Source organism: Komagataeibacter melaceti (assembly GCF_003403295.1).
GTDB classification, from domain to species: domain Bacteria; phylum Pseudomonadota; class Alphaproteobacteria; order Acetobacterales; family Acetobacteraceae; genus Komagataeibacter; species Komagataeibacter melaceti.
This window is the reverse complement of record NZ_QUWV01000049.1, coordinates 15,075-31,617: the sequence shown is the minus strand read 5'-3', so window position 1 is coordinate 31,617 and position 16,543 is coordinate 15,075. Positions and strand designations below refer to the sequence as shown.

18 protein-coding genes are annotated in these 16,543 nt (G+C 66.2%); 16 read left to right on the top strand and 2 right to left on the bottom strand.

All coding sequences use genetic code 11. The annotated features are described in order from the left end of the window. Positions 1–20: 20 nt before the first annotated feature. Positions 21–1,970, bottom strand: a complete 1,950-nt coding sequence (locus tag DY926_RS06690; RefSeq protein WP_116702674.1) for an OPT family oligopeptide transporter — start codon at positions 1,968–1,970, stop codon at positions 21–23. A gap of 11 nt (positions 1,971–1,981) precedes the next feature. Beyond that, on the bottom strand, positions 1,982–2,560 hold the full coding sequence (locus tag DY926_RS06685) for a hypothetical protein (protein ID WP_116702673.1): 579 nt from the start codon (positions 2,558–2,560) through the stop codon (positions 1,982–1,984). A 261-nt stretch (positions 2,561–2,821) separates the two neighbouring features. Between DY926_RS06685 and ispH the strand changes: the two genes are divergently transcribed. The 16 genes from ispH to leuC all read left to right on the top strand — a co-directional run bounded on the left by ispH (position 2,822) and on the right by leuC (position 16,542). Beyond that, a complete protein-coding gene (gene ispH / locus DY926_RS06680) occupies positions 2,822–3,811 on the top strand; it encodes a 4-hydroxy-3-methylbut-2-enyl diphosphate reductase (RefSeq protein WP_241503095.1) in 990 nt (329 codons plus the stop codon). A 13-nt stretch (positions 3,812–3,824) separates the two neighbouring features. Beyond that, positions 3,825–4,796: a homoserine kinase gene (locus DY926_RS06675; RefSeq protein ID WP_116702671.1), complete on the top strand. Its 972-nt coding sequence runs from the start codon at positions 3,825–3,827 to the stop codon at positions 4,794–4,796. After that, positions 4,793–5,293: a ribonuclease HI gene (rnhA, locus tag DY926_RS06670; protein ID WP_116702670.1), complete on the top strand. Its 501-nt coding sequence runs from the start codon at positions 4,793–4,795 to the stop codon at positions 5,291–5,293. The genes DY926_RS06675 and rnhA overlap by 4 nt, the downstream gene beginning before the upstream one ends. After that, a complete protein-coding gene (locus DY926_RS06665; RefSeq protein WP_116702669.1) occupies positions 5,290–6,015 on the top strand; it encodes an ABC transporter ATP-binding protein in 726 nt (241 codons plus the stop codon). The genes rnhA and DY926_RS06665 overlap by 4 nt, the downstream gene beginning before the upstream one ends. Beyond that, on the top strand, positions 6,012–6,791 hold the full coding sequence (locus DY926_RS06660; protein WP_116702668.1) for an ABC transporter permease: 780 nt from the start codon (positions 6,012–6,014) through the stop codon (positions 6,789–6,791). The genes DY926_RS06665 and DY926_RS06660 overlap by 4 nt, the downstream gene beginning before the upstream one ends. Before the next feature lie 60 nt (positions 6,792–6,851). Beyond that, positions 6,852–7,763 carry a nucleoside hydrolase gene (locus tag DY926_RS06655; protein WP_116702700.1) on the top strand — a complete coding sequence of 304 codons (912 nt, stop codon included), beginning with the start codon at positions 6,852–6,854 and terminating at the stop codon, positions 7,761–7,763. Between the two features lie 163 nt (positions 7,764–7,926). Then, on the top strand, positions 7,927–8,889 hold the full coding sequence (gene pstC / locus DY926_RS06650) for a phosphate ABC transporter permease subunit PstC (RefSeq protein WP_116702667.1): 963 nt from the start codon (positions 7,927–7,929) through the stop codon (positions 8,887–8,889). Then, entirely contained in the window at positions 8,890–9,801 is a 912-nt protein-coding gene (gene pstA / locus DY926_RS06645; protein WP_116702666.1) for a phosphate ABC transporter permease PstA, read from the top strand. Beyond that, complete coding sequence (gene pstB / locus DY926_RS06640) at positions 9,798–10,583, top strand: phosphate ABC transporter ATP-binding protein PstB (RefSeq protein ID WP_116702665.1); 786 nt, start codon at positions 9,798–9,800, stop codon at positions 10,581–10,583. The genes pstA and pstB overlap by 4 nt, the downstream gene beginning before the upstream one ends. 152 nt (positions 10,584–10,735) lie before the next feature. Further along, entirely contained in the window at positions 10,736–11,248 is a 513-nt protein-coding gene (locus DY926_RS06635; RefSeq protein WP_116702664.1) for a Spy/CpxP family protein refolding chaperone, read from the top strand. Positions 11,249–11,441: 193 nt separating this feature from the next. After that, positions 11,442–12,836, top strand: coding sequence for a signal recognition particle protein (ffh, locus tag DY926_RS06630; protein WP_116702663.1), 1,395 nt, complete (start codon positions 11,442–11,444; stop codon positions 12,834–12,836). Between the two features lie 56 nt (positions 12,837–12,892). Continuing rightward, on the top strand, positions 12,893–13,237 hold the full coding sequence (gene rpsP, locus DY926_RS06625; RefSeq protein ID WP_116702662.1) for a 30S ribosomal protein S16: 345 nt from the start codon (positions 12,893–12,895) through the stop codon (positions 13,235–13,237). Between the two features lie 40 nt (positions 13,238–13,277). Further along, complete coding sequence (rimM, locus tag DY926_RS06620) at positions 13,278–13,829, top strand: ribosome maturation factor RimM (protein WP_116702661.1); 552 nt, start codon at positions 13,278–13,280, stop codon at positions 13,827–13,829. Then, a complete protein-coding gene (gene trmD / locus DY926_RS06615; protein ID WP_116702660.1) occupies positions 13,826–14,572 on the top strand; it encodes a tRNA (guanosine(37)-N1)-methyltransferase TrmD in 747 nt (248 codons plus the stop codon). The genes rimM and trmD overlap by 4 nt, the downstream gene beginning before the upstream one ends. A 31-nt stretch (positions 14,573–14,603) precedes the next feature. Further along, on the top strand, positions 14,604–14,999 hold the full coding sequence (gene rplS / locus DY926_RS06610) for a 50S ribosomal protein L19 (RefSeq protein ID WP_116702659.1): 396 nt from the start codon (positions 14,604–14,606) through the stop codon (positions 14,997–14,999). Positions 15,000–15,138: 139 nt separating this feature from the next. Next, positions 15,139–16,542 carry a 3-isopropylmalate dehydratase large subunit gene (gene leuC / locus DY926_RS06605; RefSeq protein ID WP_116702658.1) on the top strand — a complete coding sequence of 468 codons (1,404 nt, stop codon included), beginning with the start codon at positions 15,139–15,141 and terminating at the stop codon, positions 16,540–16,542. Position 16,543 lies beyond the last annotated feature (1 nt).

Below are 16,543 nucleotides of genomic sequence, written 5' to 3'. Positions count from 1 at the left end.
GCGTCCATGCCCCGCGCGACTTATCTGCCGTGCTTGTGTACGGGGCGTGACTTCAACTGCGTGCGACAGAACCAGAGGCACAGCGCGCCAAAGGCGACAAGCCCGGCAGTCTGCGCCACCGCGCCCATGCTGGCGGGCAGGAGCGCAAGCGGCGCGTCGCGTCCGCTCAGCGCGGAAAGGCAGGCCAGCGCCACCCCCGTCAGGCTTTCCCCCACGATCAGACCGGAGGCGAGCATGGTGCCGCGATGCCCCGATGCGCCCCCGCTCAGGCGGTTTACGATGTGCCCAAGGATCGCGCCGGTGGCCAGTGTCATGGAAATGCTCATGGGCAGGTAGATGCCAATGCCCACGGCCAGTGGCGGCAGCGCGCCCCGTCCGGCGCGGCGCAGGGCGGCATCCAGCCCGATCAGCATGCATCCCGCCCCCACGCCCAGCATGAGCATGCCCCAGTCAAGCTGATGGAGGAAAATGCCCGACGTGATCATGAGCATGAGCGCGGGCTGCGGTGCGGCCAGCGCCTGTGTCACATCCATGCCCGCACGGGGCATGGCGCCGACAAAGCCATAGGTCTGGTACAGCACGTTCAGCACCGGCGGGATGACAATGGCCCCGCTCACGCAGCCGATCAGCAGGGCGGCTTCCTGCTTCCATGGCGTCGCGCCCACCAGCCTGCCGGTCTTGAGGTCCTGCAGGTTGTCATTGGCGATTGCGGCGGAGGCGGTAACTGCCGTCAGCGCATAAAGGCAGAAGGCAATGGCGAAATGCTGCCCCGATACCCCGGCAAACAGTCCCGTCGCCCGGATCAGCACGAACAGGCATGACAGCCCGATGGCCGCAAGGATTGTCACCCCTGAAATGGGGGAGGACGATGACCCCACCAGCCCCGCCATGTACCCGCACGCCGCCGCCACGAACAGCCCCAGCCCCGCGCACCACGCCACCCCTGCCAGTGCGGCAACCAGTGCAGGCAGGGGTGTGACGCTGCCGGTTGCGAACAGGTAGAACATGGCCCCGATCACGACCATCACGCCTGCGGCAATGGTGCGTATCACACGCGGGGAAAGATCGGTTTCGGTGCGTTCGGCATGATCGTGCGCGCCGGGGCGCGCCAGCAGCGCACGCACGCTGTGCAGGAGCGGGCGGCCCATGCGCAGCACCGTCCAGATGGCGGCGACCCCGATCAGCCCCGCGCCGATGAAACGGGCCTTGTCCTTCCAGATATGGGTGGCGAAATCCCCTGCATCCATGCCCGTGGGGTGCGGCAGGAGCTGCGCCATGACGGGAATGGCCACCTCCCACGTCAGCAGCGCGCCCGCGACCATGGCGATCCCACCGGGCAGGCCGACCAGATACCCCGCCCCCAGCAGGGCGGGCGAAAACCCCAGCGACAGGCGGAAGGCCGACAGCCCCCACGTGGCGGTGGCACTTATGCCATCGCCCAGCACGCGCAGCCCGGCGGAAGCGAAGGTGAGGAGTGCCGCGAGGATACCGCCCTGCAGCAGCGCGCGGATGCCACCGGGATTTTCCCGGCCAGCCCCCGCACGCAGGATTTCGGCCGCCGCTACCCCCTCGGGAAAGGGGAGTTCGGGATCATCCAGCATGACCCGGCGCAGCGGGATGGTGAACAGCACCCCGGTCATGCCGCCCGCCGCGGTCAGCAATGCGGTCTGGATATAGGGGAAATGCTGCCAGACTCCGGCCATGATCAGGGCAGGCAGGCTTGCGAACACGCAGGCCAGCGTACCCGCCGCCGATGCCTGGGTCTGGACCAGGTTGTTCTCCAGCACCGTGCCGCCGCCCAGCAGCCGCAGCACGGCCATGGAAATGACCGCCGCCGGAATGGATGTGGCGACCGTCAGCCCGATCCGCAGGCCGAGATAGACATTGGACGCGGTGAAGACGACCGTAATCAGCGCGCCAATCACCACGCCGCGCCATGTCAGTTCCCGTGGGGGCAGGTGCGGGGCCAAAAGGCTGCGCCCTACATCTTGTGGAACGTGGGCATGACCAGGTGGGCGCGGTTGAAGTCAAGCTGCGCCTTGGTCAGCTGGAAGCCGATCTCGATATGGTACTGGTCGCTATGCACGCGGCGCGAGATGGGAAGGGCGATGGGAATATTGCCGGTATGGGTCAGGTCCTGCATCCGCCCGTCCTCGAAGGAGACGTGGGCCACGAATTCCTTCTTGCTCTTGATCTCCCCGTTGAACACGACGGCCACGAAATAGGGGATGTTGACGAAATTGACTTGCGAGGCAGGCCCGCGCTCCACATGCAGGCCGATTTTCAGCCCCGTAATCACATTACGTTGCGTCCCGGCCTCGCACGAGCCGACCACGCGCGTCAGGCTGGCGCGGGCGATCAGGTGGGTGATGTCGTGGTCATTGCCGGAATACTGGTAATAATCGGCTGCCTCGCTGGGAATTTCCACAACGGGACAGGCGGGCGCGAAATCAATCGAATCGCTTGCGCCGGAGCACCCGCCAACCGCGGCGAGTGTGGGCACCATGCAGAATTTCAGGGCCATGCGGCGCAGGCGCGCCAGCGGACGGGCAGGACTCATGCAGCTATTCCGGGTGGTTCTGGGGTGGGGGAAAACCCGCCGGGCCGGATGTGGCGGGCGGCGACGGGCAGGTGGCGCGGTAACGGGGGAGGACAGGCATGGCAGAATACGTTAGGGTCAACGGGAAAATGGCTTGCGTCATTGCCACGGTTTGCGTAGGGCCGGACCATCGCACGGGATACCGGCGCCGGAACTCTAGCAGATCGCGGTCCGTATCCTATACCGCTCGCCGGACGTTTGGGGAACACCATGCCCGACCAGATGATTCATACACCCGATAACACTGCCCCCGCCGAGGCACCGCCCCGTGTCCTGAAAGTACTGCTCGCAGGCCCGCGCGGGTTCTGCGCCGGTGTCGATCGCGCCATCCGCGTGGTGGAGGAAGCGATCCGCCGCTATGGCGCGCCCGTCTATGTGCGCCACGAGATTGTCCATAACCGCACCGTGGTCGAAGCCCTTGAGGCGCAGGGCGCGATCTTTGTCGAGGAACTCGATGAAGTGCCGGCCGATGGCCACGTGGTCTTTTCCGCCCATGGCGTGCCCAAGACCGTCCCGGCCGAGGCCGAGCGCCGCAACCTGCTCTATCTGGATGCGACCTGCCCGCTGGTGTCAAAGGTACACCGGGAGGCAGAACGCCACTTTGCCGATGGCGGGCCGGAAAGCCGCCATATCCTGATGATCGGCCATGCGGGCCACCCGGAGGTGGTCGGCACGATGGGCCAGCTCCCGGTCGGCGCCGTCACCCTGATCAACGATGCGGAGGAAGCCCGCACCGTGCAGCCCGCCGACCCCACGCGGCTGGCCTTCATCACCCAGACCACGCTTTCGGTCGATGACACGGCTGAGATCGTTGACATCCTGCGTGACCGCTTCCCCCTGATCGAGGGGCCCCGGCGGGAGGATATCTGCTACGCCACGACCAACCGGCAGGAAGCGGTCAAGGCGATCGCGCCCGGCTGTGACCTGGTTATCGTGATCGGCTCCCCCAACTCCTCCAACTCCCAGCGCCTGCGTGAAGTGGCCGAGCGCAGCGGCGCGCCGCGTGCGCTGCTGGTGCCCCGGCTCAACGCGCTGGACTGGTCGGCGCTGGACGGGGTGGGCACGCTGGGCATCACCGCCGGGGCATCCGCGCCGGAATCGCTGGTGCAGGAAATGGTGGCCGCCCTTGCCAAGCGTTTCACGCTTGAAATCGAGGAAATCACCGTAAAGGAAGAAAACGTGGCCTTCCGCCTTCCGGCACCGCTGGGCTGAACCGTATCAGGGCATGGCAGTCTATACCGAAGTGCCGGACGAAGCGCTTGCCGCGTTTCTCGAAGGCTATGACATCGGCAGGCCCGTCGCCTGCCAGGGCATTGCGGAAGGGGTGGAAAACAGCAATTTCCTGCTGAAGACCACCCGGGCCACCTTTATCCTGACGCTGTATGAGCGGCGCGTGAACCCCGATGAACTGCCGTGGTTCCTCGGGCTCATGCAGTATCTGGCCAAGCATGGACTGTCCTGCCCGCTGCCGGTGGCTGACCGGCAGGGGCGCACGCTGGGCACGCTTTCGGGCCGGCCCGCCGCCATCACCACCTTCCTGCCCGGCGCATGGTCGCGGCGGGTGGATGTGGACATGTGCGCGCAGGTGGGGGCCGCCATGGCGCGGCTGCACCTGCTGGGTGAGGGATACGTGGCCGAACGCCCCAACTCCATGGGGCCGCAGTCATGGGCGGGGCTGCTGGATTCCTGCCGTGCGCGGGGCGATGAAGTGCGCCCCGGGCTGGTGCGCGAGATTGGTGATGTGCTGGCCCGCGTCCTGCCCGCATGGCCGGGTACGGGCAACAATCCCACCCTGCCGCGCGGGCAGATCCATGCCGACCTGTTCCCTGATAACGTCTTCTTCCGCGATGGCAGGCTGTCGGGTCTGATCGACTTCTATTTCGCCTGTACCGACTGGTACGCCTATGACCTGGCCATCGGCATCAACGCCTGGTGCTTTGATGATACGCGGCGTTTCGTGCCCGCGCGTGCGCAGGCCATGGTGGCGGGGTATAATGGCGTCCGCCCGCTGGAACTGGCGGAGGAGGCAGCTCTGGCCACCCTCGCCACCGGTGCGGCCCTGCGCTTTACGCTGACGCGGCTGTATGACTGGATCAACACCCCGGCCGATGCGCTGGTCACGCGCAAGGACCCGCTGGACTACGTGGCGCGGATGGAATTCTGCGCTGCCCGCATGGGCGAGAGGTTTCTGCCATGAGCGAGAACACGACCACGGTGGAGACCCAGCCCACGGCCAGCGATGTGGTCGAGATCTGGACCGATGGCGGCTGCAAGCCCAATCCCGGCCCGGGCGGCTGGGGGGCGCTGCTGTGCTGCCGGGGGCAGGAGCGCGAGCTTTCGGGCGGCGAGGCGGAAACAACCAACAACCGCATGGAACTTACCGCCGCGGCCGAGGCGCTGGAAGCCCTCAAGCGCCCGTGCCGCGTGGTGCTGCATACCGACAGCGAATATGTGCGCAACGGCATCATGCGCTGGAGCACGGGCTGGGTCCGGCGTAACTGGCGCAATGCCTCGGGCGACCCGGTGGCCAACATGGACCTGTGGCGTCGCCTGCTTGACGTGAGTGCGAAGCACGACGTCGAGTGGAAATGGGTACGTGGCCATTCCGGCGATGAGAATAACGAGCGCGTGGACCGTCTGGCCACCAGCGCGCGTGACGCGCTGGGTATTCCCTATCCCACCCGCAGGAAATGATGCAGGCGGCGCCTGCCCTCCATCTTGAAGGCGTCGGGCTGGATTTCGGGTCCGCCCCCCTGTTCCACGATCTGGACCTGAAGATCGGCGGCGGGATCATGACCGTCCTGCTGGGGGCGAGTGGCGTGGGCAAGACCTCGCTGCTGCGCATGCTGGGGGGGCTGGCCGCGCCCGACCGGGGGTGCATCGTCGCGGGTGACGGCCTGCCGCTTGCGGGCCGCATTGCATGGATGGGACAGCAGGACCTGTTGCTGCCATGGGCCAGCATTGCCGATAACGTCATGCTGGGCGCACGCCTGCGTGGTGAGTCGCCCGATCGCGCGCGCATGGGCCACCTGCTGGACTGCGTGGGGCTGGCGGCCCATGCCGCGGCACTGCCCGCCACCCTGTCCGGTGGCATGCGGCAGCGCGCGGCGCTGGCCCGCGTGCTGTATGAGGACCGTCCGGTTATTCTGATGGATGAACCGTTTTCCGCACTCGATAGCGTAACCCGCGCGCGCATGCAGGACCTTGCCGGGCGCATGCTGGCCGGGCGCACCGTGGTGCTGATCACACATGACCCGCTGGAAGCCTGCCGCCTGGCTGACAGCATGCTGCTCATGGCGGGCCACCCGGCCACGATCAGCGCGATTGCCGTGCCCGACGGACAGGTGCCCCGGGCGGTGGATGATCCCTCCGTCCTCGCCACGCAATCCGCTTTGCTGCGGCGGATGCTGCAATGACCCGTGTAACCGCCGCCCGCGCGGGGATGTTCCTGCGCCCGCTCGCCACCCTTGCCGGGCTGGTGGTCCTGTGGTGGGGGCTGGGGCGCTGGGGCGGCATCCCGCCTTACATGCTGCCCCCGCCCGATGCCGTGGCGCGCGCGCTCTGGACGGGGCGCGCGCAACTGCTGCCTGCCGCACTGACCACGGGCGAGGAAACGCTGCTTGGCCTCGCACTGGGGATCGGGGCGGGGAGCGCGCTGGCCGTGGCCATGGCGCTATGGGCGCCGCTGCGGCGGTGGGTCATGCCCATGGTGCTGTTCAGTCAGGCCGTGCCGGTTTTCGCGCTGGCGCCGCTGTTGGTGCTGTGGTTCGGATTCGGCATGGCGTCCAAGGTGGTCATGGCGGTGCTGGTCATCTTCTTTCCCGTCACTTCCGCGCTGGGCGACGGCCTGCGCCAGACCGAGGCGGGGTGGATGGACCTGGCCCGCACCATGGGGGCGACCCGCTTGCGGGTCCTGCTGCATGTGCGCCTGCCTGCCGCCATGCCGTCCTTTGCATCGGGCGTGCGGATGGCGACGGCCATCGCGCCCATCGGGGCGGTGGTGGGGGAGTGGGTTGGCGCGTCCTCGGGGCTGGGCTTCCTCATGCAGACGGCGAATACCCGTTTCCAGACGGATCTCATGTTCGCGGCGCTGGCTGTGCTGGCGGCCATGACGGTGCTGCTGTGGTGGGGCGTGGACCGGTTGCTGGCGCGCGCGTTGTACTGGCAGCCCCGGCATGAGGATATTGACTGAACTGTTACAACGGGTCACCACCCATCATGAAACCGCGCAACCATGCAGGACGGGATGCTCATGACACGGCCCATCATTCTTGATCTGACACCTGATGCGCAGGGCATGGCGACCCTGTTCGCTGCCGTGCAGGCTCCCGATCATGTCCGTCCGGTGCTGGTGCTGTTCAGTGGCGCGGCCGCACAGGTCGCCACGGCCATCACGCAGGCGCGCGACCTGCTGCGCCAGTGCGGCGTGGCGGGGGTGGAAGTGCATGCGGGCAGTCCCGGCGCGCTGGTCGCGACACACGCGCCCGCCCCCGTGGCGCAGGGCGCGGAAGGTCTGGGCGCGCAATATCTGGTGGAAGCGATTCGGGCCTGCCCGCCGGACAGCGTGACCCTGTGCTGCTCCGGCCCGCTCACCACGCTGGCGCTGGCGCTGATACAGGCCCCGGATGTGCGCACGCACCTGCATGGGGTGATCGTGAGCGGCGGTGCACTGTTCTCCCCCGGTGATGCAACGGCGGTGGCGGAGCGCAACATCGCGGCGGACCCGGAGGCAGCAGCCACGGTGCTGGCCATGGGCGTGCCCGTCACCCTGATCCCGCTTGACTGCACCGCCCGCCTGAATGCCGATGCCGTGTGGATGGAAGGGCTTGCCCCCATGGGGGTCATGCCCGCCTCCGTCGCGGGGCATGTGCATGCCCTGCTGGCGGCCGCCCGCACCGGCGGCGCGCGGGGCAGCGGGGTGGATATTTCGCTGCGCGCGGCGGCCCCGCTGCTGGCGTTGCTCAGCCCCGGCATCTTCTGCGGGCATCTGGCGCATGTGGATGTGGAATGTCATGGCACGTTCACGCGCGGCATGACGGTGGCCCGGCATATCGGCATGGGCGGCGTGCAGCCCAACGCGCTGGTTCTGGAGCGCATGTCGGTCGAGGCAGGGCGCGGCGTGCTGCGTGAACTGCTGCTGGCGGGGCAGGGGGCCGAGGCCTGAGGGGCGCGTAAAAATACAACGATATGGTGCAAACTTTGCCCATCGGCGCTCATGACGGTTGCGGAACCTGCTTCCCGTCCAGTATTGGTCCCGGCAATCCGGTGTGCCTGCGGGCGCGAATGTTGACAATTCTGATACGTGTGGCGGCACGGAGGTCTTCTGTATGGATCGGTCTGCAACATCTCCTTCAGCCCTGACGGGGGCGGTCAGGGGGAACGGTGATGCCGTGTTTGCCACCATTGTCCGTTGCAGCGCGGTCCTGATCCTGCTCGGGCTGGGCGGGATGGTGGCGGTCATGGCGTGGGGCGCGCGCGGCGCGTTCGGCAGGTTTGGCCTCGGTTTCCTGTTCGACAAGGCATGGAACCCCGTCACCCAGCATTTCGGCGCGGCCGCGCCCATGTTCGGCACGCTGGTCACGTCGCTGCTGGCCATCGCCATGGCGGTGCCGCTGGCCTTCGGCATCGCGGTGTGGCTGACCGAAATCGCGTCATCGCGCATCGCGGGTGTGATCGGCACGCTGATCCAGCTTCTGGCGGCGGTGCCTTCCATCATTTTCGGCATGTGGGGATTTGCGGTGCTGGTGCCGTTCATGGCGCATTACGTTGAACCGATGGCGGCCCATACGCTGGGGCGGCTTCCCGTGGTTGGCACGCTGTTCCGTGGCGCGCCCTACGGCACCGGGTTCCTGACCGGGGGCATGATCCTGGCGGTCATGATCACGCCCTTCATCTCCGCCGTCATGCGCGATGTGTTCCTGTCCATGCCTGCCGTGCTTAAGGAAAGTGCCTACGGCCTTGGCATGACCCGGTGGGAAGTCGTGCGGCGCATCATCCTGCCATGGTCGCGCACATCCGTTGTGGGCGGAATCATGCTCGGGCTGGGGCGCGCGCTGGGGGAGACGATGGCGATTACCTTTGTCATCGGCAACGCCAACCATATCGGCTGGTCGCTGTTTTCACCGGGCAACACGATCGCTTCGCTGATCGCGCTCGAATTTCCCGAAAGCGCGGTGGGCAGCCTGAAATTCTCGTCCCTGATGGCGGTGGGCTTCCTGCTCATGCTCATTTCGCTCGGGACACTGGTCTGCTCGCGGCTGTTGCTGCGCAGCAAGGCGGCGGGCCGCTAGATGGCCGGGCACGACAGTCAGGCGGCCACGGCAGTGGATACGCCGTGCACATCGGGGCGCTGGCAGGGCAACAGCCTGTCCGACATGCGCAGGCGCATGGTGGACCGGGTTGCTACCGGCCTGTGCTGGGCGGCGACCGTGCTGGTGCTGCTCATGCTGTTTTCCATCCTGTTCGTGCTGGTGCGCAACGGGATCAGCGGGCTGCGCTGGGTCACGTTCGTGCATGTCACCCTGCCGCCGGGGCAGGATGGCGGGCTTGCCAACGCCATTGTGGGCAGCCTGATCCAGACCGGGCTGGCCGTGCTGATCGGCGCACCCGTGGGGCTGCTGACCGGCATCTACCTTGCCGAATTCACCGCGACGGACGGGCGGCTGATCAATGCCGTCCGCTTTGTGTCCGACCTGCTGCTGTCCGCCCCCTCCATTCTGGTGGGGCTGTTCATCTATATGATCGTGGTGGTGCCGACGGGGCATTTTTCCGGCCTGGCGGGGGCGCTGGCCCTGTCCATCCTTGTGGTGCCGGTCGTGGTGCGCACTACGGAGGACATGCTGCGCCTTGTCCCGCTTTCCATGCGTGAGGCCGCGTTCGCCCTTGGCGCGCCCCGGTGGCGGGTGATCCTGTCCGTCTGCCTGCGCGCGGCGCGTGACGGGGTGGCCACCGGCATCCTGCTGGCGCTGGCCCGCGTATCGGGCGAGACGGCGCCGCTGCTGTTCACCTCGCTTGGGAACATGAACTGGTCGGTCTCGCCCACGGCCCCCATGGCCAGCCTGCCGGTGACGATCTATCAGTACGCAGGTGCTGCCTATGCGGACTGGACGGCACTGGCCTGGACCGGCGCGCTGCTGATTACCACGGGCATCCTCATGATCAACATAACCGTGCGGCTGGGGCTGGGACGTAACAGGAAATGAATATGACAGTCTCGGAAAAGAACCAGGCGCCCGCGGCGATTGCCGTGCGTAACCTGGATTTCTATTACGGCGCGAATCATGCGCTCAAGAACATCTCCATTGATTTTCCACACGGGCAGGTCACGGGCATGATCGGCCCGTCCGGCTGTGGCAAGTCCACCCTGCTGCGTGTGCTGAACCGGATGTACGACCTCTATCCCGGCCAGCGCGCGACGGGGGAGGTCATCTTTGACGGCTGCAACATCCTCGGCCCCAAGGTGAACCTGAACGTTCTGCGCTCACGCGTGGGTATGGTGTTCCAGAAACCCACGCCGTTCCCCATGTCGATCTATGACAACATCGCCTTTGGCGTGCGGCTGCATGAACGCCTCGACCGCAGCGCGATGGACGCGCGGGTGGAAGACGTGCTGCGTCGTGTCGCCCTGTGGCCCGAGGTGCGCGACCGGCTGCACGATTCGGCCGCCGCCCTGTCCGGCGGGCAGCAGCAGCGGCTGTGCATCGCGCGCACCATCGCCACCCGGCCCGAGGTGGTGCTGCTTGATGAACCCACCAGCGCGCTTGATCCCGTCTCGACCGCGCGGATCGAGGAGCTGCTGGATGAACTGAAGGCCGATTTCACCATCGCCATCGTCACCCACAACCTGCAGCAGGCTGCGCGCTGTGCCGATCAGGTCGCCTTCTTCTACATGGGCGAGGTGGTGGAGGTGGACAGCGCCGACCGCATGTTCACCGCCCCGCGTGAAAAGCGCACTCAGGATTATATTACCGGCCGCTTTGGCTGAGGGCACAGGCGGCGGGCTTCCTTACAATTTGTAGCAAGTCTGCCCACATTGAACGAACCGGCTGCTGTAGCGTTATGTTTACAGGCCTTGCATGACCTTACGGGGACGGGCAGGGTATGAAGTAAGTTATAACAGGAGTAGACTTGGTTCCCATGATGAAGAAAATGATTCTGGCCGCCACCCTCGTCGGTGGCATCGCGGGCCTGTCCGGGCAGGCTCTTGCCGCGCATCATGCTCCCCAGTCGGGTCCGGGCTGCTTTCCCGGTGGGCCGGGTGGCATGGGCATGGGCGGCATGCCGTTCCTTTCCAACGTGCAGCTGACCTCTGCGCAGCAGAAGAAGCTCAAGGCCATCCTGAAGGACAGCCATCCCGACTTCCATGCGGACATGGAGCAGGAGCACCAGCTTCACAAGCAGATCCAGGACCTGCTGGCCACGCCGGGCAAGGTGGATGAAGCCCGCATCACCAGCCTCCAGCAGCAGATCGAGACCCTGCACCAGCAGCATGAGGCCGCACACCTGCAGACGGCCATCCGCATCCATGACATCCTGACCGCGGACCAGCTCAACCAGATCCGTGAGACGCAGGACAAGGTCGCGAGCCTGCATGAGCAGCTCCGCGCGCTGACGGCTCCGCCGCCGCCGTCGGATGACGACCACAAGTAAGATCGCACCATCACCGCCACGTGCGGTGCAGGTTCAGGGGCGGCTGCCCGGCATTGCCGGGCAGCCGTTTTTTATGTCGCGCACATAGCCCGTGCTTGACTTCGGGCGGTGCGCGGGATAAATCCGCCCGACAATCAGGCACGTCACTTCGCGAGGGTTCGCGCAGTGGCGCGTCCTCTTTTGGGGAAATACGTTGTTCGAGACCCTGTCAGGCAAACTTTCCGGTGTGTTCGATGGCCTTGCCAAGCGCGGGGCACTGTCGGAGGCGGACGTCACGGAAGCCATGCGCGAAGTGCGTCTGGCTATGCTCGACGCCGACGTGGCGCTGCCTGTCGTCAAGGATTTCGTCAACAAGGTCCGTGAACGCGCCGTCGGGCATGAGGTGCTGGAAAGCATCTCTCCCGGTCAGGCCGTCGCCAAGATCGTCAACGACGCCCTGATCGACGCCCTGGGCGGCGCGGGCGCCGTACCGCTCAACCTGAACGCCGTGCCGCCGGTGCCCATCCTGATGGTCGGGCTTCAGGGTTCGGGCAAGACCACCACATCGGGCAAGATCGCGCGCCGCCTGGCGCTGCGTGAGCGCAAGAAGGTGCTGCTGGCCAGCCTTGATACCCAGCGTCCTGCCGCCCAGTTGCAGCTTGCCCAGTTGGCCGAGCGCGCGGGTGTCGCTTCGCTGCCCATCATCGCGGGGCAGACCCCGGTCGAGATTGCGAAGCGCGCGATGGAGACGGGGCGGCGCGAGGGGTATGACATCGTCATCCTCGATACCGCGGGCCGCCTGTCGATCGACGAAGCCCTGATGGACGAGGTGCGGGCCATCCGTGCCGAGACCAGCCCGGCGGAAACGCTGCTGGTGGTCGATGCCATGACCGGGCAGGACGCGGTCAACACCGCCAAGGCGTTCAACGAGGCCGTGGGCGTGACCGGCGTTGTCATGACCCGTATGGATGGTGACGCCCGTGGTGGCGCCGCCCTGTCCATGCGCGCGATTACCGGCGCGCCGATCAAGCTGACCGGCTCGGGCGAGAAGCTGGACGCGCTGGAGGAATTCCACCCCGAACGTGTCGCGGGCCGTATCCTTGGCCTGGGTGACATCGCGGGGCTGGTCGAGAAGGCGTCCGACACCCTGGATCATGAGGAAAGCGAGAAGCTCGCCCTCAAGATGATGCAGGGCAAGTTCGATCTTGATGATTACGCGGCGCAGATCCGCCAGATCAACAAGATGGGCTCCATTTCCGGCATCCTCGGCATGCTGCCGGGCATGGGCAAGCTCAAGGAGGCACTGGGGGACAAGGAACTCGATACCTCCGTGCTCCAGCGCCATCAGGCCATCATTTCATCCATGACCCGCAAGGAGCGGCGCACGCCCTCCATCATCAAGGCCTCGCGCAAGAAGCGCATCGCCGCCGGGTCCGGTACGACCGTGCAGGAGATCAACCGTCTGCTCAAGCAGTATGACGCGATGGCCTCCATGATGAAGCGGTTCAGCAAGTTGGGAGTGAAGGGACTGATGCGTCAGGGTCTGTCCGCACTCATGCCAAAGGGGGGACGCCCCCCCGGCGGCGGCGGGCGTCCGCCTTTTGGCTGACCCTGAACGTCGTTCCCGTTTTCCTTTGTCTTTTTTACTGTCTGGAGAAGTCCTAAATGAGCCTCAAGATCCGTCTCGCCCGCGCCGGTGCGAAAAAGCGTCCGTACTACCACATTGTCGTGGCGGACAGCCGCTCCCCGCGTGACGGCCGCTTCATCGAGCGCGTTGGTTCCTACAACCCGATGCTGCCCTCCGACCATGCCGACCGCGTGCGTCTGGTTGCCGAGCGCATCACCCACTGGCTGTCCAACGGCGCGCAGCCGACCGACCGCGTGGCCCGCTTCCTGGGTAACGCCGGCCTGGCGCCCAAGCCGACCTGGAACGAGCAGCCGAAGAAGTCCGCGCCCAAGAAGCGTGCGCAGGAACGTGCCGCCGCCGCTGCCGCCGCAGCCGCAGCGTAAGTAACGCGATAGACAGGCAGAAAGGCAGGGCCGTCCTTCCATGAATCACGATCATGTCCTTATGGGTGTGGTAGGTCGTCCGCATGGCGTGCGGGGGCTTGTGCATGTGCACAGCTATACCGCCGTGGCGGAAGACCTGGCCACCTATGCCGGGCTGGTCGATGACCTGGGGCGTCCGTGGCGGCTGTCGTGGCAGGGCAATGGCGTCGCACGGCTGTGCGATGCGCAGGGCAATGCCATTGATAACCGCGAAGCCGCGCAGCAGATGGTCAACCGCAAGCTGTACGTGCCGCGCGCCAGCCTGCCCGAACCGGATGAGGACGAATTCTACTTCGCCGATCTGGTAGGGCTTGATGTGCGTGCGCATGAGACGGCGCGGGTGATTGGCCGCGTGGCCGCCGTGCATGACTATGGCGCGGGCACCAGCCTCGAAATCGACGGCGAGGGGGGTAATCTCCTGCTGCCGTTCACCCGGGCCTGCGTGCCTGTGGTGGATGTGCGTGGCGGGTACATTGCCGTCTGCCCGCCCGATGAGATCGAGGTTCCGGTCGAGTGCTTTCCCGGCACTGCTGCGCAGGGAGACGGGCCATGACATGGCGGGCGACGGCGCTTACGCTGTTTCCGGACATGTTCCCCGGCACGCTGGGGCAGTCACTGGCCGGGCGGGCGCTGGAACGTGGCATCTGGTCACTGGATGCGCGGGACATGCGCGCCTACGGGCTGGGGCGGCACCGGGTGGTGGATGACACCCCCTTTGGCGGCGGGGCCGGCATGGTCATGCGCCCTGATGTCGTGGCCGCGGCGGTTGCCGATACCGACCTTGCGGGGCGACCGCTGGTTTATCCCACCCCGCGCGGGCGGCGGCTGACACAGGCGGATGTGCGCCGGTATGCGGCGGGTCCCGGTGTGGTGGTGCTGTGCGGGCGCTACGAAGGGGTGGATGAGCGCGTGCTCGAAGCCACGGGTGCCGAACAGGTCTCGATCGGAGATTACATCCTGTCGGGTGGGGAAGTGGCGGCCACCGTGCTGCTGGATGCCTGCGTGCGGCTGCTGCCGGGCGTGATGGGGTCTGGCGAGAGCGCGGAGGAGGAAAGCTTTGCCGATGGTCTGCTTGAATATCCGCTTTATACCAAGCCGGCACAATGGGACGGGCGCGACGTGCCCGAGGTCCTGCTGTCCGGTCATCATGCCGCGATCGCCCAATGGCGACGCGCGGCATCCGAGACGGTGACGCAGGCGCGTCGGCCGGATCTGTGGGCCGCCTACCGGGCGGGCGCAGGTCAAGACATTCCCCGGACCGCAGGCCCGTGTGCCGATGCGGACCGGCTGAACTGAACATGAAATCCTATCGAACGAGGACCGGATCATGAACATCATCCAGAAGTACGAGGCGGAAGAAATTGCCCGCCTGACAGCCATCCGCGCGGTGCCGGAATTCGCGCCGGGCGACACCGTGCGCGTTGGCGTCGAGGTGGTTGAAGGCACCCGCAAGCGCGTGCAGAACTACGAAGGCGTCGTGATTGCCCGCTCCAACAAGGGCCTGAACAGCAACTTCACCGTGCGCAAGATTTCCAACGGTGAAGGCGTGGAGCGTGTGTTCCCGCTGTATTCCCCCACCATCGCCGAAATCAAGGTCGTGCGCCGTGGTGTGGTCCGTCGCGCGAAGCTGTACTACCTGCGTGGCCGTCGCGGCAAGTCCGCCCGTATCGCCGAGCGCAAGCGTGAGGTTGCGGCACCCGCAGCCACCGCCGCAGCCGAGTAATACGCCGACCCTTCGCCCGTTTCCCACTGTCATGGTGGAAACGGGCGAACCGCTTTTTACCTGAGAATTTCTGGCTGCCCGTTACGTGCCCGTCCCGCGCGTGATGGCGGCCTGTTTCCGTCCGGGAGAGGAAAATAGAATGGCCCCGCGTACATTGTTCGACAAGATATGGGACAGCCATGTGGTCGAAACACTCCCGGACAAGACGGCCATTCTCTATATTGACCGCCACCTTGTGCATGAGGTCACAAGCCCGCAGGCGTTCGAGGGGCTGCGCCTGAGCGGCCGCCGCCTGCGCCACCCGGATGCGACAATCGCGGTGGTGGACCACAACGTGCCCACATCCGACCGCACCCAGCCGATTGCGGAGGCCGAAAGCCGCAACCAGATCGAGACGCTGGAACGCAACGTGAAGGAATTCGGCGTGCCGTATTTCCCGCTGTTGTCCGCGCGGCAGGGGATCGTGCATGTGGTCGGGCCGGAGCAGGGCATTTCCCTGCCGGGCATGACCATCGTGTGTGGTGACAGCCATACCTCCACCCATGGCGCGATGGGCGCGCTGGCATTCGGCATCGGCACGTCCGAGGTCGAGCATGTGATGGCGACCCAGACCATCCTGCAGAAGCCGGCAAAGAACATGAAGGTGGTGGTCGAGGGGCAGGTTGGCCCCGGCGTGACCGCCAAGGACATCATGCTGGCCATCATCGGCCATATCGGCACGGCGGGTGGCACGGGGCATGTGATCGAGTTCGCAGGTTCCGCCATCCGTGACCTCGACATGGCGGGCCGCATGACGCTGTGCAACATGTCGATCGAGGCCGGGGCACGCGCCGGTCTGGTCGCGCCGGACGAGACCACGTTCGAATATGTGCGTGGCCGCCCCTTCGCGCCCAAGGGCGAGGCGTTTGATGAAGCCGTTGCCTACTGGAAGACGCTGGCTTCGGACGAGGGCGCCCATTACGACCGCGTGGTCGAACTGCGCGCCGAGGACATCACCCCCGTCCTGACATGGGGCACCAGCCCCGAAACCGTCATTCCCGTAACCGGCAACGTACCTGACCCGGCGAAGGAGACCGACCCCGCCCGCCGCAAGCAGATGCAGCGCATGCTGGATTACATGGGACTGGAAGCGGGACAGAAGATTGCGGGCACGCCGGTTGATGTCGTGTTCATCGGCTCATGCACCAACAGCCGGATCGAGGACCTGCGCGCCGCCGCCAGCATTGCCGCCGGGCGCAAGGTCGCGCCTGGCGTGCGCGCGATGATCGTGCCCGGATCGGGCATCGTGAAGGCGCAGGCGGAAGAGGAAGGGCTGGACAAGGTATTCCTTGAGGCCGGTTTTGAATGGCGCGAGGCGGGATGTTCCATGTGCCTTGGCATGAACCCCGACCGCCTGACACCGGGGCAGCGCTGTGCCTCCACATCCAATCGTAATTTCGAGGGCAGGCAGGGCCCCGGCGGGCGCACGCACCTGCTGTCCCCCGCCATGGCTGCGGCCGCGGCCGTGACCGGATGCCTGACCGACGTGCGGGAGCTGATCTGAT

Bases quoted from the DNA above. Each gene is read 5' to 3' on its own strand.
- DY926_RS06685 (WP_116702673.1), bottom strand. From the start codon at position 2,560: ATGAGTCCTGCCCGTCCGCTGGCGCGCCTGCGCCGCATGGCCCTGAAA.
- ispH (WP_241503095.1), top strand. From the start codon at position 2,822: ATGATTCATACACCCGATAACACTGCCCCCGCCGAGGCACCGCCCCGT.
- DY926_RS06675 (WP_116702671.1), top strand. From the start codon at position 3,825: ATGGCAGTCTATACCGAAGTGCCGGACGAAGCGCTTGCCGCGTTTCTC.
- rnhA (WP_116702670.1), top strand. From the start codon at position 4,793: ATGAGCGAGAACACGACCACGGTGGAGACCCAGCCCACGGCCAGCGAT.
- DY926_RS06665 (WP_116702669.1), top strand. From the start codon at position 5,290: ATGATGCAGGCGGCGCCTGCCCTCCATCTTGAAGGCGTCGGGCTGGAT.
- DY926_RS06660 (WP_116702668.1), top strand. From the start codon at position 6,012: ATGACCCGTGTAACCGCCGCCCGCGCGGGGATGTTCCTGCGCCCGCTC.
- DY926_RS06655 (WP_116702700.1), top strand. From the start codon at position 6,852: ATGACACGGCCCATCATTCTTGATCTGACACCTGATGCGCAGGGCATG.
- pstC (WP_116702667.1), top strand. From the start codon at position 7,927: ATGGATCGGTCTGCAACATCTCCTTCAGCCCTGACGGGGGCGGTCAGG.
- pstA (WP_116702666.1), top strand. From the start codon at position 8,890: ATGGCCGGGCACGACAGTCAGGCGGCCACGGCAGTGGATACGCCGTGC.
- pstB (WP_116702665.1), top strand. From the start codon at position 9,798: ATGAATATGACAGTCTCGGAAAAGAACCAGGCGCCCGCGGCGATTGCC.
- DY926_RS06635 (WP_116702664.1), top strand. From the start codon at position 10,736: ATGATGAAGAAAATGATTCTGGCCGCCACCCTCGTCGGTGGCATCGCG.
- rpsP (WP_116702662.1), top strand. From the start codon at position 12,893: ATGAGCCTCAAGATCCGTCTCGCCCGCGCCGGTGCGAAAAAGCGTCCG.
- rimM (WP_116702661.1), top strand. From the start codon at position 13,278: ATGAATCACGATCATGTCCTTATGGGTGTGGTAGGTCGTCCGCATGGC.
- trmD (WP_116702660.1), top strand. From the start codon at position 13,826: ATGACATGGCGGGCGACGGCGCTTACGCTGTTTCCGGACATGTTCCCC.
- rplS (WP_116702659.1), top strand. From the start codon at position 14,604: ATGAACATCATCCAGAAGTACGAGGCGGAAGAAATTGCCCGCCTGACA.
- leuC (WP_116702658.1), top strand. From the start codon at position 15,139: ATGGCCCCGCGTACATTGTTCGACAAGATATGGGACAGCCATGTGGTC.